Origin of the sequence: Mesorhizobium sp. M2A.F.Ca.ET.042.01.1.1, assembly GCF_003997405.1 — a bacterium.
GTDB lineage: Bacteria > Pseudomonadota > Alphaproteobacteria > Rhizobiales > Rhizobiaceae > Mesorhizobium.
In genome coordinates, this window is sequence record NZ_RZRX01000022.1 from 1 (window position 1) to 14,304 (window position 14,304).

Genomic DNA, 14,304 nt, shown 5'->3' on the forward strand with positions numbered 1-14,304 from the left:
ACGTGACCGCGGGTGCGGCGCTGTGCGGCGGCCGGGTTCTCGCCGACGGCGCGCATGTTGAGCCCGTGCCGTGTGTGGAACAGCAGGTAGTGCAGGCCCAGCGGCAGGACGATGTAGATGAGGTAGAGCAGCACGTTCTGCGAGAAGAGCGCCGGCCCGAGGATCGGGATGTCGCTCAGCAGCGGCACCTCGACACGCTCGAAGACCGCGGCCGATGGCGTGCCGGAGTAGCTGCGGCCGATGGTGTTGGCGAGCCCGGTGCCGATCAGCGTCAGCGCCAGGCCGCAGAGAACCTGGTTCGCCCGGATGGTCACCGTAGCGAAAGCGAAGACCATGCCGAACAGTGCTCCGACCACGAGCGCCGCGGCAAAGCCGAGCGCCGGCGAGGGAACGGCCGCGACGGTCGCTACGCCGGTGATCGCGCCCATCGCCATCAGCCCTTCGGCGCCGAGATTGACGACGCCGACGCGCTCGGCGAGCACCTCGCCCATGGCCGCGAGCGCCAGCACGCCGCCGGCGAGAAAGGTTGTGGCGAGAATTCCGGTCAAGAGGTCCAATGTCGGTCTCGCTCTATGCTCTCGTCGATCCGGCGCGGAGGATGCGGTAATGCGCGAGCTCGTCGCCGATCGCCGTCAGGAACAAGATCGCCCCGGTCATCGCCAGCACCGCGGAGGTGGTGATGCCTTGAGTCTGCAGGATGATGCCGGAGTTGAGGATGAAGGCCATGAGTATGCCGGTGAAGATGACGCCGACGCAGGAGTTGCGGGCGAGCACCGCGACCATGATGCCGAGATAACCGAAGTTGTTGGAAATTCCGCCCTGCAGGCGGTGCACCGTGCCGGCGAGCTCGAAGGCGCCGGCGACGCCGGCGATCAGGCCCGACAGCAGCATCACGGTGATGATGTGGCGCCGCACCGCGATGCCGGCATAGGCCGCGGCCGAAGGGTTCGAGCCGGACAGCCGCACCTCGTATCCCCAGCGGGAGAAGGCGAGGATCGCGGCGGCGGCCAGCGCCATCAGGATGGCGATCGGCAGGCCCCAGTGAATCAGCCCCCAGAATTCGGGCATCTCGACCGTGATCCGCGCGGTCGAGGAGTTGGACATGCCAACGCGATCGCGCCACGGGCCGGTGGAGACGTAGTAGACGAGCAGCGCCGCCACGAAGTTGAGCAGCAGCGTCGTGATCAGCTCGTTCACGCCGACGAAGGCGCGCGCCAGTGTGGGGACCAGGATCCAAACGACGCCGCCGAGCGCGCCAGCGGCAATGATCAGCGGCAGGATGAGCCAGGCAGGGCCGGGCACGAACAGTCCGACCGCGGTGGCTGCGAAGGCGCCGACGAGGAACTGTCCTTCGGCGCCGATGTTCCAGGCACCGATCTGCTGGCCGACCGCCACCGACAGGCCGGTGAGGATCAGCGGGATCACGAGCAGCCCGAAATCCTCCATCCCGAAGGTGGAGCTGAAGGTGGCGCTGACGAGCTGCGCGCCCAGCGCGAGCGGGTCTTCGCCTGCCACCAGCAGCGCGATGGATGCGGCCAGCACCACGATGGCAATGGCCAGCGCGCGCATGGCGAGCGCGATGCCAGGCTGGACGGATGGCAGCCGCTGGAGGCGCCGGCCCTGCAACATCACGCCGCCTCCTTCCGCACGGTGCGTCCGCCCATCAGCAGGCCGATCTGCTCGACGTCGATCTTGTCGTTGTCGAGCGCGCCCATGAGCCGGCCTTCATAGAGCACGGCGATGCGGTCGGAGAGGTTGAGGAGCTCTTCCAGATCCTCCGAGATAAGCACGATGCCGGCGCCTGCGTCGCGCAACTCGACGATGTAGCGCAGCATCGTGTTGATGGCGCCGACGTCGAGCCCGCGGCTGGGATAGGCGGCGACCAGCACCTTGCGGGCGATGCGCATCTCGCGGCGCGCCACCAGACGCTGCTGATTGCCGCCCGACAGGTTGCGGACCGGCATGGCGAAGTCCGGCACGGCGACGTCCGCTGCCTTGGCGATCTCGCGCGCAAGCAAGGTCGCGGCGCCCGAGCGATAGAGGCCGCCGGAGCCGATGGGCGGCTTCTTGTATTCGCGCATCACGGCGTTGATGGCGACGCTCATCGCCGGGGCCAGCCCGCTGCGCAGCCGGTCCTCCGGGATGTGGCCGATGCCGAGTTCGCTGAACGCAGCAGCATCCCCCGCCTCGAGCGGCGCGCCGTCCACGACGATGCGTCCCGACGCGATGCGCCGCAGCCCAGTGAGCACATGGCTGAGCTCGCGTTGCCCGTTGCCGGCCACGCCGGCGATGCCGACGATCTCTCCCGCATGGATGTCGAGGGTGATGTCGTTCAGCGCGGGTTTTCCGCCGTCGTCGAGCGCCGAGACGCTTTCAAGCCTCAGGATCGGCTCCGCCGACCGGGGCGCTGCGCCGGGCGGCCGCTGCCGCATGTCGGCGAGCACGATGTCGCGACCGACCATGAGCCGCGCCAGCATCCGTGGGTTGCACTCGGATGTGTCGTGCGTCGCGATCCTGCGGCCGCCGCGCAGGATGGTGATGCGGTCGGAGATTTCCAGCACCTCGTCCAGCTTGTGGCTGATGAAGATGACCGCGTTGCCGCGCGAGGTGAATTCGCGCAGCGCCTTGAAGAGCTCGCGCGCCTCGGCCGGAGTCAGCACCGCCGTCGGTTCGTCGAGGATGAGGATGCGGGCCTCGCGGGCGAGCACGCGCAGGATCTCGACGCGCTGTTGCTCGCCGGTCGAAAGCTCGTTGATGCGCGCGTCCGCACGCACATTGAGGTTGAAGCGTTCGGCCAGCGCCTTCGTCCGCGCCTCCAGCTTACGAGCGGAGGCAAGCCGGGGCGTCTCGCTCCAGCCGAGGTGGATGTTCTCGGCCACGGTGAAGGCCTGCACCAGCTTGAAATGCTGGTGCACCATGCCGATGCCCGCCGCGATTGCGTCAAGCGGCGTGGCGAACTCCTTGGCGTAGCCGTCGATGGTGATCTCGCCTGCATCGGGCTGGTAGATGCCGGTGAGAATGTTCATCAGCGTCGACTTGCCGGCGCCATTCTCGCCGAGCAGCGCGTGGATCTCTCCCGGAAGCACATCGAGATCGACGTCCTGGTTGGCGACGACGCCCGGGAAATATTTGGCGATACCCTTCAGCTGCACCAGCGGCGCCGTTCCCGGCGCCGCGATGTAGCGGTCCTGCGTGGCGTTCATGCCGGCCTGCTGCAATGCGCTGCGTTATGGCAGGTCATCAGGCGCTGAGGCCCGAGACGCCCTCGATCGACCAATCCCAGTAGTAGAGATCGAGGTCGGTCATGGTCTTGCCGGCCTCGACGCGGACCTTGCCGGTCGAGTCCTTGATCTCGCCGGTAAAGGGCGACCAGCCGTTGATGATCTTCTGCCGGACCTCATCGGCCGCCTTGGCGACATCGGCTGGGACCTTCTCGCCCCATGCGTCGCGGTCGATGCCCTTGCCCATCGCAAACAGGTTCTCGCTCGAGGTCCACTGGCCAGCCAGGCGCTTCTTCACCTGGTCGACGTAGAAGTCCTTGAAGTCGATGATGATGGACGAGACGTAGGCGTTCGGACCGTAGCGGCGGATGTCGGTGTTCCACATCGCTGCCCAGACGCCGCGCTTCTCGGCGACCTGCAGATAGGCGGCCTCGTCCATGATGCCGAACAGGAAGTCGCAGCCGTTGTCGATGAGCGCGGTGCCGGCCTGCGCGGCGGCCTGCGGGTCGAACCAGGAGTTGATGACGACCGCCTGCAGCGTGGCATTCGGATTGACCGAACGCGCGCCCATCAAAAAGGCGTTGGTGCCGCTGAACACCGACGGAACAGGGAAGGAGGCGACATAGCCGAGCTTGCCGGACTTGCTGAGATGGCCGGCGGCAACACCCACCACATAGGTCGGGTACCAATGGTTGAGATAGTACCAGCCGAGATTGTCCATCGTGGTGCGGCCGTCGCACTCCATGAAGCCGACGTCGGGCGCCCGCTTCACAACCTCGTGCAGGAAGTCGCCGGTGCTGGATGTGTCGAAGATGAGGTTGGCGCCTTCGCTCACGAACTGTCGGTAGATACGGGTGGCATCCGCCGAATACGGCACGTTCTCCACCTCGAGCACCTTCTTCAGCTTGGGGAACGCCTTCTGCACGGCCAGCACGCCCTGGTGGTGCGCCCAGGTCCAGCCTTCGTCGGTGACCGGACCGACATGGCCGAAGCCGATTACGGCATTTTCCTCGGCCACGGCCGGCAGCGGCGCCGCGGCGCGCGCGGCGCCGATCAGGCCCGTCCTGGGCAGCAGGAGCGAGGCGCCGACGGCGGCGCCCATGTTGAGGAATCCACGGCGGGAAAGCTTCTCGATACTGATCATGTTCTATCCTTTGCGCGATACACGGCGGTCAGTTTGGGAGGAGTTCGGTCTTCAGCAGGCCATCGATTTCCGCCGACCATTCGGACATCCATGCCTGCTTGGTTTCGTTGTCGAGCCATGCGGCCTCGAGGCCGGCGAGCGCGATCTTCTTCAGCGCTTCCGGCGAGAGCGCGAAATTGTCCATAACCAGCGCGTATTCGCGGTCGAGCGTGGTGGCGAACATCGGCGGATCGTCAGAATGGATGGTGACGTTGAGGCCAGCCTCGATCATGCGTCGAATCGCGTGGCCAGGAGCCGCAAGGTCGCGCCAGACCGTGGTTGCCAACGTCGTGCTGGGGCAGCAGGTGAAGACGATGCCGGCTTCCTTGCAGCGCTCGACCAGCGCGGGATCGTCGACCACATGGTAGCCGTGGTCGATGCGGCGCACGCCGAGCAGGTCGATGCTGTCGGCAACGTTCTCGGCCGGGCCGGACTCGCCCGCATGGGCGGTGACATTCAGCCCCTCTGAGCGCGCGCGCTCATACATCTTCGCGTAGGGGGCCGCCGGAAACGGCGCCTCGTTGTAGTCAAGGCCGATGCCGATCACGTCGGGCACGCGCTCGGCCAGCACCATATCCAGGAACTGCTCGCCGCGTTCCGGTCCGAGTTCGCGGCTGTGCGCGGGAATGAGCTTGCAGACGATGCCATATTTTTCCTTGGCGCGCCGCATCCCGTCGAGGACGCCGCCGAGCATGGTGGAGTAGGAAACGCCGTGGGCGAGATGCGCATGCGGGCTGAAGAAGAGCTCGACGTAGCGCGCGCCGGCAACCGCGCAGCGCTCCAGCGCCTCGAAGGTGACCCTCGAGAAGTCCGCGGCGCTTTTGATCGAGGCGCAGACCAGGTCGTAGATTTTCAGGAAGTCGGGCAGGTTGTCGTAGCTGTACAGCTCGGCTGTCGGCTTGGGCAGCGCGACCGAATTCAAAGCGGCGAGATCGGCGAAGGTAGAGGCGGAAACGGCGCCCTCGAGGTGCAGATGCAACTCGACCTTGGGCAGCTGCTGAACGAAGCTCGCCAAAGACATCAGCCTTCCCCAATCCGAGGCACAATGTCGCTGACGGCGCCATCTGCCTCATTTCCCTTCCGGCTCTTTCAGGCCGTTGCGGGACACCCACTCAACACGAAGTTGTTCGACTTTTTCGTCGTTTTCCGTGCCTTCCATTCTCCCTTACGCAACAGATGTCAGGGAAATTTGGCTTGCACAAGCCCCAAAATGATGCCTAATTAGACAGAAAGCAATATTGCTCAAAAATTGTGCAAATGGCTGGGATTGTAGGCAGCGTGCGTGGTGCGATGAAGCAACGAGGGCTGGAATGAAGGCGGTCTCGACCGAAACCGCCCGGCTGTCCTTCATCGGACGGCTGGTGCCGCCCAGCTTCGCCGAGTTCTGCGACCGGCGGGCGGAGAAGCTCGACCTGAAGATGGCGATCAGGAGCGTCGCCGCCGACCGCTTCACCGTCGAAGTCTCGGGCCAGCCCGACCTCGTCGACGCGTTCGAGATGGCGTGCAGTCTCGGCCCGCTCGATTGCCTCGTGCTCGACTACGAGCGCACCAGAATCCACAGCATTGCCAATGGGGAACAAGAACGATGACCACCGCGGGTGTCTGGCATCCGGTCGCGCTGTCGGCCTCGATCGAGCCGGGGAGCTCGGCCGGCACGCATATCGACGGCAAGGAGTACGTCGTCTGGCGCGACAACAGCGGCGCACCGCATGTGTGGGAAGACCGCTGCCCGCATCGCGGCATGAAGCTCAGCTTCGGCTTCGTGCGCGGCGACCACATCGCTTGCCTCTATCACGGCTGGCAGTACGACACGGCCGGGCAGTGCCGCTACATCCCGGCTCATCCTGAGCTGGACGTGCCGGGGAGCATTAGGGTGCCGGTCTTCCAGACGGTCGAGGTGGCTGGCATGATCTGGGTGGCCACCGAGCCGACCGAGTCCGCGCCCCCTGCCCCGCAGGAGGCCGGCGAGACCGTCCCGGTGCGCAGTGTCTTTTTCGGCGCAGCCGTTCACGCGGTGCTGGCGGCGATCGAGACGACACCGTCGCGCCCTTTCAGCGACGAGGCTGCAGCCTCCGTCCTGCGCCAGATCGACGGCCGTCTCTACGCGCTGACGGTTGGCAACGATAGGCTTCTCCTCGGCCTGCATAGCCTTTCCGGAGAGCGCACGGCATTGCATGTCGTCATCGCCGGACCTGCCGCACGCTATGCCGGCAAGGGACAGGCACATTTCCTGGCCTGGACGGCCGAACTGCGCCACCGCATCGAGACGCATCCGGCAGCGGAGGTGGCCGCGTGATGGCCGGGATCGTCCTCTACAACTACGAGCTCGACGAGAACTGCTATAAGGTGCGGCTCGCGCTTTCGATGCTCGGCCTCAAATGGGAGCCGATCGCGGTCAACGCCTTCCCCGGCAACGAGCAGACGACGCTGCCCTTCCTGGCCATGAACCCGCTCGGCACACTGCCGATTCTGAAGGACGGCGACCTGACCCTGTTCGGCGCCGAAGCGATCCTCGCGCATCTCGCCCGCGCCAATGACACCACCGGCAAATGGCTGCCGGCGGCGGGCGCCGACTTCGCCGGCGTCATGCAGTGGCTCGTCTTCTCGGCCGGCGCGCTGGCGGTCGCGGGCGAGGCGCGCCGCAACTCCCTGTTCGACACGCCGGGCGACGGTGAGGCGCTGCGGGCATCGGCGGGCAAGCTGTTGCGCATCATGGACGACCACATGATCGCGCGTGGTTACGAAGGCATCGACTGGTTCGCGGCCGGCCATCCCACAATAGCCGACATCGCGCTTTTTCCTGCCTTCGCGCTCAGCCGCGATTTCGGGATAGACCACGATGAATATGCCGGGCTGCGGCGCTGGGGACGGCGCGTCCGTTCGCTCCCCGGTTTCGTGACCATGCCGGGTATCCCGGACTATTATTGAGGCGCAGGCGCCAAGGCAGAAGGCAGAAAAGTTATGAACACTCTCAGCCGCTTCTCGGTACAGCCGCTCTCGACCATGACGCGGAGGTTGGCCGACGTCGCCTTCGGCAGGCAGGAGCCCGACCTGGTCATTGCCGGGGCGCGCGTGCTGTCGACCTATTCCGAGCGCATCCTGGCGGACCGGGAAGTCTGGATCTCGGGCGGGCGCATCGCCGCGGTGAAGCCCGCCGGCACCTACATGGGAACCGCCGCCGGGGTCTACCAGGCCAAGGGCGGCATCGTCGCGCCGGGACTGGTCGATCCGCACATCCACATCGAATCGTCGATGGTCACGGCCTGCGCCTATGCGGAGGCCGCGCTGCTCAACGGCACCACGACCATCTTCTGCGACAGCCACGAGATCGGCAACGTGATGGACGTGGCCGGCGTCGAGGCAATGCTCGAAGACGCCCGCCAGGCGCCGCTCTCGATTTTCCTGACGGTGCCCAGCACAGTGCCGGCCACCTCGCCGCAGCTCGAAACGGCCGGCGGCGACCTGACGGCGGAAAAGATCGGCGCGCTGTTCGACAAATGGCCGGAAGCGGTGGCGCTCGGCGAAAAGATGGATTTCGTGCAGGTGGCGATGGGCGACGAGCGCAGCCATGCGATCCTCGCCGCGGCGCTCCAGCGCGGCCGCCCCGTCTCCGGCCACGTTTACGGCCGCGAATTCGTGGCGGCCTATGCCGCCTCCGGCGTGACCGACACGCACGAGGCGATCGACCGCGAGATCGCCGACGATATGCTGGAAGCCGGCATCTGGCTCTTCCTGCGCGGCGGCCCGCCGACGACGCCGTGGCACTCGCTCCCGCAGGCGATCAAGACGATCACCGAGCTCGGCGCCTCGCACAAGCGCGTCGCCGTGTGCACCGACGACCGCGACGCCGACGATCTGCTGCTCTTCGGCCTCGACTGGGTCACGCGCGAGGCGATGAAAGCCGGCATGAAACCGGAACAGGCCTGGGCGATGGGCTCGCTGCACGGCGCCACGCGCTTCGGCATGGAAGGCGAGATCGGGGGCTTGGGCGGCGGTCGGCGCGCCGACCTCGTGCTGCTCGACGATTCCTACAAGCCGGTGAACACCTGGTACGGCGGCGAACTGGTCGTCGAAGAGCGCAGGATCACGCCGGTCCTCGACCAAGCGCTGTCGCAGCGTTACCGCTATCCCGAGGCGGCCTACCACACGGTGAAGCTGCCGAAGGCGATCAAGCTCACCCCGGACCTTCCGACCGAAAAGGTCGTGGCGCACACCATACGGACCGAGCTGCCGGGCATCACGCTCGGCCACGAGCGGATCACGCTCGAGCCGGCAAACGACTGGCAGACGCATTTCGACCGGCACGGACTCTGCTTCGTGACCGTGGTGGAACGGCATGGCAAGTCCGCCGGCAATGTCGCGCACGGGCTGCTCAGCAACTTCGCGCTGAAGCGCGGCGCGGTCGCGTCCTCTGTCGGGCATGACAGCCACAACATCATCGTCGCGGGCGTCAACGAGGCCGACATGCAGGTCGCGCTGCGCGCGCTCGAGGAGAAGCAGGGCGGCGTCTGCGTGGTCCATGACGGCAAGGTGACCGCGATGGTCGACCTGCCGATCGCCGGACTTCTCTCGGACAAGCGCGTCACCGAGGTTGCGGAGGAGATGAAGGTGCTGAAGCGCGAATGGGAAGCCGCCGGCTGCTCCATCCCCTATATGGGCTTCAACCTCATCCCGCTCTCCGTGATCCCGGAGATACGCATCACCGACAAGGGCCTCGTGCTGGTGCCGGAGATGGAAATCGTGCCGGCCTTCGAGGCGGCCTGAGTGGATCCCTATCGCCTCGGCCTCGTCTCGCCGCGTATCCACTATTTCCAGCTGGTGGCGCGGCTGGGCTCGGTGCGGCAGACCGCGCAGGTGCTCAACGTCGCGCCGTCCTCCATCAGCCGCCTCATCAAGGCGCTGGAGGACGAGATCGGCACGCCGTTGTTCGAGCGGGTGCGGCAACGCCTGAAGCTGACCAGCGCGGGTGAGCTGCTGCTCTACCACGCCAAGGTGAGCACCTCCGAGCTTGGCCGCGCCTGGTCGGAGATCAACGACCTGCGCGGCCTCAACCGCGGCGGCGTCTCCGTGACCGTGGTCGAGAGCGTCGCGCGCGGCCTCATGCCGACCGCGCTGAAGGCGTTCTGGGAGCGTCACCCGCTGATCACGGTGGACGTGCGGGTCGCAGGGTCGCAGCAGGCGTGCGATGCCGTGGCGGAGGGCGACTGCCAGCTTGCGCTCGCCTTCGACGTGCAGGTGCCGCGCAGCGTGCGCAAGATCGCGGCAGCCATGCTGCCGCTCGGCGTGGTTGCGCATCCGGAGAGCCGCTTCGCCGGCCGCAAAGAGCTTAAGCTGTTCGACCTTTCCGGCGAGCGCGTGATCCTGTCGGACGGCAGCCTGGCGCTGGGGCTTTCGGTGGAAGAGGCTATCAGCCGCTCGATCATCGATCTGACACGGCGGTCTCGAACCAATTCGATCGGACTGATGATCGAGCTGGCCAAGCTCAATCTGGGCACAGTGCTACAGACGCGCATCGGCGTCGAGGCGGAGGTTGCCGACGGGACGCTGATCTTCGTCCCGCTGCATGATGCCAAGATACCGCCGCGCCGGCTGATGCTGCTCACCCGGCCGGAGCGCGAGATGTCGGACGCGGCCTCCGCCTTCGCCACGCAACTGGCGCAGACGGTAGAGCGGCTCGGAAACGATCGATGACCACCGCCGCCAGTTGTTGCGTTCTTCGCATCATGTCGCGGCTTCCTTTTGCACTATTCGGAACATCTCCTTTTCTGCGAACCTGCGCCGGCAGGAGAGAATTCGCATGAATAAAAGCGCGGTGGACGCCGTCATTCGCGGTCTGAAAAGAGCAGGAGTGTCGATCGTCTGCTACCTGCCGGATTCGCTGTTCAAGGAACTCTACCCTGCGCTCGACGCCGATCCCGACATCAGGACGATTCGCGTCACCAACGAGGGCGAGGGCGCGGCCATCTGCGGCGGCGTGTTCCTGTCGGGCAAGCGGGCCGCGCTGGTGATGGAGAACTCGGGCTTGCGTGCCTCGGTCGAGCCGCTGGCGCGCATGGGGCTGGGCGCCGGCATCCCGGTCGTGATGCTGATGAGCTACCGCGGCGAGCTCGGCGAGAACAACTGGTGGGCCATCCCCCACGGCATCACCATGGAGCCGGTGCTGGACGCGTTGCGCATCCCCTACCGCGTGGTGCGCGAGGAGGAAAAGATCGAACGGGCGATCGCAGACGCCTACTCCTGGTCCTACGCGTCCTACTACCATTCGGCGGTCGCGCTCGGCGGCGAGGTGGTGCGATGAAACGCTTCGACTGCATGAAGGCGCTCGCTGCCCGGCTGAAGGACGAGTTGGTGATCCTGTCGCTCGGCGGCAGCGTCGACGAATGGTACAACGCCGCGCCGCACATGCGCGAGGCGAGCCTCTTCCAGCAGCAGCTCGGCTGCGTGACCCCCCAGGCCTTCGGGCTGGCGGCCGGCCTGCCGCACCGCCGCATCGTCTCGCTCGACACCGACGGCGGCCTGCTCTTCAATCTCGGCATCCTCGCCACGCTCGGCAATGAGCAGCCGAAGAACCTGCTGGTCGTCGTCTGGGACAACGAGCAGTATTTGTCGATCGGAGGCCCGCCGACCCACACCGCCTTCGGCCGCGTGGACCTCGCCGCGATCGCTCGCGGCGCCGGGGTCGAGGACGCCTATCTGGTGCGCACGCTGGACGAGTTCGACGCCCACTGCAAGGCGGGGTTGGCTGCCGGGAAGCCGTACATCGTCGTCGCAAAGGTGTCCGGTACGGTGCAGCCCGACATCAAGCGCAAGCACAGCGACGGCCGCGAGGACAAATACATCTTCGTGCGCCATGTCGAGGCGACCGAAGGCATAACCATCATGGGTCCGAGCGAGCACAACTGAAGTCGGCCCATGATCGCCTCCGCCCCAGCCATTCCCCCCAGGCCGCTCAAACCTTCCTACGACATCATCGTGGTCGGCGCGGGCTCCGGCGGCGCAGCGGTGACGCGGCGGCTGGTGGACGCAGGCGCCGAGGTGCTGCTGATCGAGGCGGGGCCGGCCGGCATCGGCATCGCCGAGATCGACAATCCGGCGCAATGGGTGCCGCTCGGGCGCGGCGCCTATGACTGGGGCTACGACTACGCGCCCGCCCCGCCCGTCAACGGCCGCACCATCGGCATCCCGCGCGGCAAGGTGCTCGGCGGCTCCAGCGCCATCAACGCGATGATGTGGTATCGCGGCCATCCGCGCGACTACGATGCCTGGGAAAACGCCGGCGCGAAGGGCTGGAGCTTCGCTGACTGCCTGCCCTACTTCCGCCGCTGCGAGGACTGGCGGGACGGCGCCAGCGAATGGCGCGGCGCGGGCGGACCGCTGCGCATCGAGCGCGCGGCCGAAATGCATCCCGTGGCGCAGGCGCTCATCGACGGCGCGGCGGAGCTGGGCATCCCTGTCATCGACGATCCCAACGGTTCCGACAACGAGGGCGCCGCGCCCGCCAACTTCAACATCGCCGGCGGCCGGCGCTGGAGCGCCGTGCAGGGCTACCTGCTGCCGATCCTCGACCATCCGCGCCTCACCGTCCTGACCGAATCGCTGGCCGTCGGGCTGGCGGTGGAGAACAGCCGGTGCGCCGGCGTGCGCCATCTCGTCCGCGGCGCGGAGCGGGAGACCCGCGCGCGAGAACATGTCGTGCTGGCCCTGGGTGCCATCGACACCCCGCGCCTGCTGATGCTCGCCGGCATCGGCGACCCGGCCGAGCTCGACAGGCTCGGCATCCCGACCGTCCACGCGCTTCCCGGCGTCGGCCGCAATCTCCAGGATCATCCGCTGGCGCAAGCCTGCGTCTTCCGGGCGAAACGGCCGCTCGGGCCGGTGACCGGCAATGGCGGCGGATCGATGGTGAACTGGAAATCGCGGCCGGACCTGCCGCGGGCCGACCTCCACGCCTTCCCGGTGCAGGGCAACAGCGCCGAGCCGGCGATCCGCGCCCGCTACGAGATTTCGGGCGACGTCTTCTCCTTCGGCGCGGGCGTGATGCGCTCGAAGAGCGTCGGCCATCTGCGGCTGCTGGAAGCCCGGCCGGGCGGCGCGCTGGAGATCCAGCCCAACTTCCTCGCCGAGCCCGAGGATCTGGAGGCGATGGTCACGGCGGTCGAGGCCGTCATCGAGATGGCGGCCGCGCGCGCCAACGCGCATGTCTTCGCCGGCTTCGCCGCGCCCGACCGGCGACTCTCGCGAAAGGAGACGGTCGCCTTCGTCCGCGACGCCTGCTCGACCTTCTTCCATACCTGCGGCACCTGCCGCATGGGCGAGGACGAGGAGGCCGTGGTCGACAGCCGCCTCGCGGTGCGAGGCATCGGCGGACTCACCGTCGCCGACGCGTCGGTGATCCCGATCATACCGAGCTGCAACACCCATGCGCCGGCAACGATGATCGGGGAACGCGCGGCCGACTTCATCCTGCAGGCGGCCTGAAACTTGCCTGGCTGTGGGGACAAGGGACGAACGGATGAGGGGAACGTAGTGAGTGAAAGCATGATCCTTGCAGGCGACCATCTGCTCACCATGGACGCGACCAACAGCGTCATCGCCGACGGCGCCGTGCTGATCGAGGACGGCCGCATCGCCGCGGTCGGCAAGCTGCGGGAGATCGCGGCCGACAACCCGTCGGCGCCGGTGAAAAAAATCACCGACAGCGTGCTGATGCCGGGCATCGTCAACGCGCACGCGCATTCAGGTTTCCTGCGCGGCACCGCCGAGCACCTGCCGGTCTGGGATTGGCTGACGCTGCACATCAACCCGATGCACAGGGTGCTGCAGCCGCACGAGGCAGAAGCCGCGTCGTGGCTGTGCTACGCCGAATCCGTGCTCGGCGGCACGACCACGGTCGTCGATATGTGGCGCTTCATGGAGGGCAGCGCCAAGGCGGCGGAAGCGATCGGCAACCGGCTCGTCGCCGTGCCCTATGTCGGCGAGCATCCGGACTACAACTATTTCGACACGCTCGACATGAACGAGGCGATGATCGAGACGTGGCATCGAAAGGCCGGCGGCCGCGTCAACGTATGGGTCGGTCTCGAGCATCTCTTCTATGCCGACGAGGCAGGGCAGCGCCGCGCCGTGGAGCTGGCGAAGAAGCGCGGCACCGGTTTCCACACCCACTGCAGCGAAGCCCAGATCGAGCTCGCCGAATTCGAGAGACGCTACGGCAAGCGGCCGATGTACGTGCTCGACGATCTCGGCTTCTTCGAAACGCCGCTCGCCATGATCGCGCACGGCGTATGGCTTGATTCCGCCGAGATTGAATTCATCGCGAAGCGCCGCGTGTCGGTCGCGCACAACCCCGTTTCCAACATGAAGCTCGCCAGCGGCATCGCGCTGGTCGGCGAGATGCTGGCCGCCGGCGTTGCGGTCGGCATCGGCACGGACGGCGAGAAGGAGAACAACAATTTCGACATGTTCGAGGAGATGAAGGTCGCCTCCCTGCTCGGCAAGCTCAAGGACCTCGACGCCGCCGCCATGGACAGTTGGCAGGTGCTGCGCATGGCGACGATCACCGGGGCAAAGGCGATCGGGCTCGACGCCGAGATCGGCTCGATCGAGCCCGGCAAACGCGCCGACATCATCGCGGTCCGCACCGACACGCCGCGCATGACGCCCCTCTACGGCGAAGGCCCCTACTTCAACCTGCAGCACAATCTGGTCCATGCCGTGCGCGGCAGCGACGTGGCAATGACGATGATCGACGGCCAGATCGTCGTCGAGGATGGCGAGATCAAGACCGCCGATCTGGGTGAGATCATCGCCGAAGTCCGTAAGGTGGCGCCCGGCCTCTTTGCCCGGCGCGCGGCCTTCCTCGCCGAGAATGCCGGCGGCGTCCGGCAATGGACCGACTGA

Annotated in this window: 14 protein-coding genes; 9 read left to right on the forward strand and 5 right to left on the reverse strand. The window is 66.8% G+C overall.

The window, feature by feature from the left end:
* The 5 genes from EOA23_RS05520 to add form a co-directional block, all read right to left on the reverse strand.
* On the reverse strand, positions 1-557 hold a 557-nt coding region (locus tag EOA23_RS05520; protein ID WP_145966402.1), incomplete at its 3' end, for an ABC transporter permease.
* Positions 558-570: 13 nt separating this feature from the next.
* Complete coding sequence (locus EOA23_RS05525; RefSeq protein ID WP_127303190.1) at positions 571-1,629, reverse strand: ABC transporter permease; 1,059 nt, start codon at positions 1,627-1,629, stop codon at positions 571-573.
* Positions 1,629-3,203, reverse strand: a complete 1,575-nt coding sequence (locus tag EOA23_RS05530; RefSeq protein WP_127303165.1) for an ABC transporter ATP-binding protein — start codon at positions 3,201-3,203, stop codon at positions 1,629-1,631. Before EOA23_RS05530 ends, EOA23_RS05525 begins: the two co-directional genes overlap by 1 nt.
* Before the next feature lie 37 nt (positions 3,204-3,240).
* Positions 3,241-4,365: a BMP family ABC transporter substrate-binding protein gene (locus EOA23_RS05535; protein WP_127303166.1), complete on the reverse strand. Its 1,125-nt coding sequence runs from the start codon at positions 4,363-4,365 to the stop codon at positions 3,241-3,243.
* Between the two features lie 28 nt (positions 4,366-4,393).
* Positions 4,394-5,425 (reverse strand): adenosine deaminase, encoded by a 1,032-nt coding sequence (gene add / locus EOA23_RS05540; protein WP_127303167.1) that lies wholly within the window; start codon positions 5,423-5,425, stop codon positions 4,394-4,396.
* A 289-nt stretch (positions 5,426-5,714) separates the two neighbouring features.
* Between add and EOA23_RS05545 the strand changes: the two genes are divergently transcribed.
* The 9 genes from EOA23_RS05545 to EOA23_RS05585 all read left to right on the forward strand — a co-directional run bounded on the left by EOA23_RS05545 (position 5,715) and on the right by EOA23_RS05585 (position 14,304).
* Positions 5,715-5,993 carry a hypothetical protein gene (locus EOA23_RS05545; protein ID WP_189341510.1) on the forward strand — a complete coding sequence of 93 codons (279 nt, stop codon included), beginning with the start codon at positions 5,715-5,717 and terminating at the stop codon, positions 5,991-5,993.
* Positions 5,990-6,700: a Rieske (2Fe-2S) protein gene (locus EOA23_RS05550; RefSeq protein WP_127303168.1), complete on the forward strand. Its 711-nt coding sequence runs from the start codon at positions 5,990-5,992 to the stop codon at positions 6,698-6,700. Before EOA23_RS05545 ends, EOA23_RS05550 begins: the two co-directional genes overlap by 4 nt.
* Positions 6,700-7,332 carry a glutathione S-transferase family protein gene (locus tag EOA23_RS05555; RefSeq protein ID WP_127303169.1) on the forward strand — a complete coding sequence of 211 codons (633 nt, stop codon included), beginning with the start codon at positions 6,700-6,702 and terminating at the stop codon, positions 7,330-7,332. Before EOA23_RS05550 ends, EOA23_RS05555 begins: the two co-directional genes overlap by 1 nt.
* Positions 7,333-7,365: 33 nt before the next feature.
* On the forward strand, positions 7,366-9,168 hold the full coding sequence (locus EOA23_RS05560) for an adenine deaminase C-terminal domain-containing protein (protein WP_127303170.1): 1,803 nt from the start codon (positions 7,366-7,368) through the stop codon (positions 9,166-9,168).
* Positions 9,169-10,095 (forward strand): LysR family transcriptional regulator, encoded by a 927-nt coding sequence (locus EOA23_RS05565; RefSeq protein ID WP_126062438.1) that lies wholly within the window; start codon positions 9,169-9,171, stop codon positions 10,093-10,095.
* Positions 10,096-10,201: 106 nt separating this feature from the next.
* Positions 10,202-10,702 (forward strand): thiamine pyrophosphate-binding protein, encoded by a 501-nt coding sequence (locus EOA23_RS05570; RefSeq protein WP_127303171.1) that lies wholly within the window; start codon positions 10,202-10,204, stop codon positions 10,700-10,702.
* A complete protein-coding gene (locus tag EOA23_RS05575; protein ID WP_127303172.1) occupies positions 10,699-11,307 on the forward strand; it encodes a thiamine pyrophosphate-dependent enzyme in 609 nt (202 codons plus the stop codon). The genes EOA23_RS05570 and EOA23_RS05575 overlap by 4 nt, the downstream gene beginning before the upstream one ends.
* A gap of 9 nt (positions 11,308-11,316) precedes the next feature.
* Positions 11,317-12,882, forward strand: a complete 1,566-nt coding sequence (locus EOA23_RS05580; RefSeq protein WP_127303173.1) for a GMC family oxidoreductase N-terminal domain-containing protein — start codon at positions 11,317-11,319, stop codon at positions 12,880-12,882.
* A gap of 48 nt (positions 12,883-12,930) precedes the next feature.
* Complete coding sequence (locus EOA23_RS05585; RefSeq protein ID WP_126062442.1) at positions 12,931-14,304, forward strand: amidohydrolase; 1,374 nt, start codon at positions 12,931-12,933, stop codon at positions 14,302-14,304.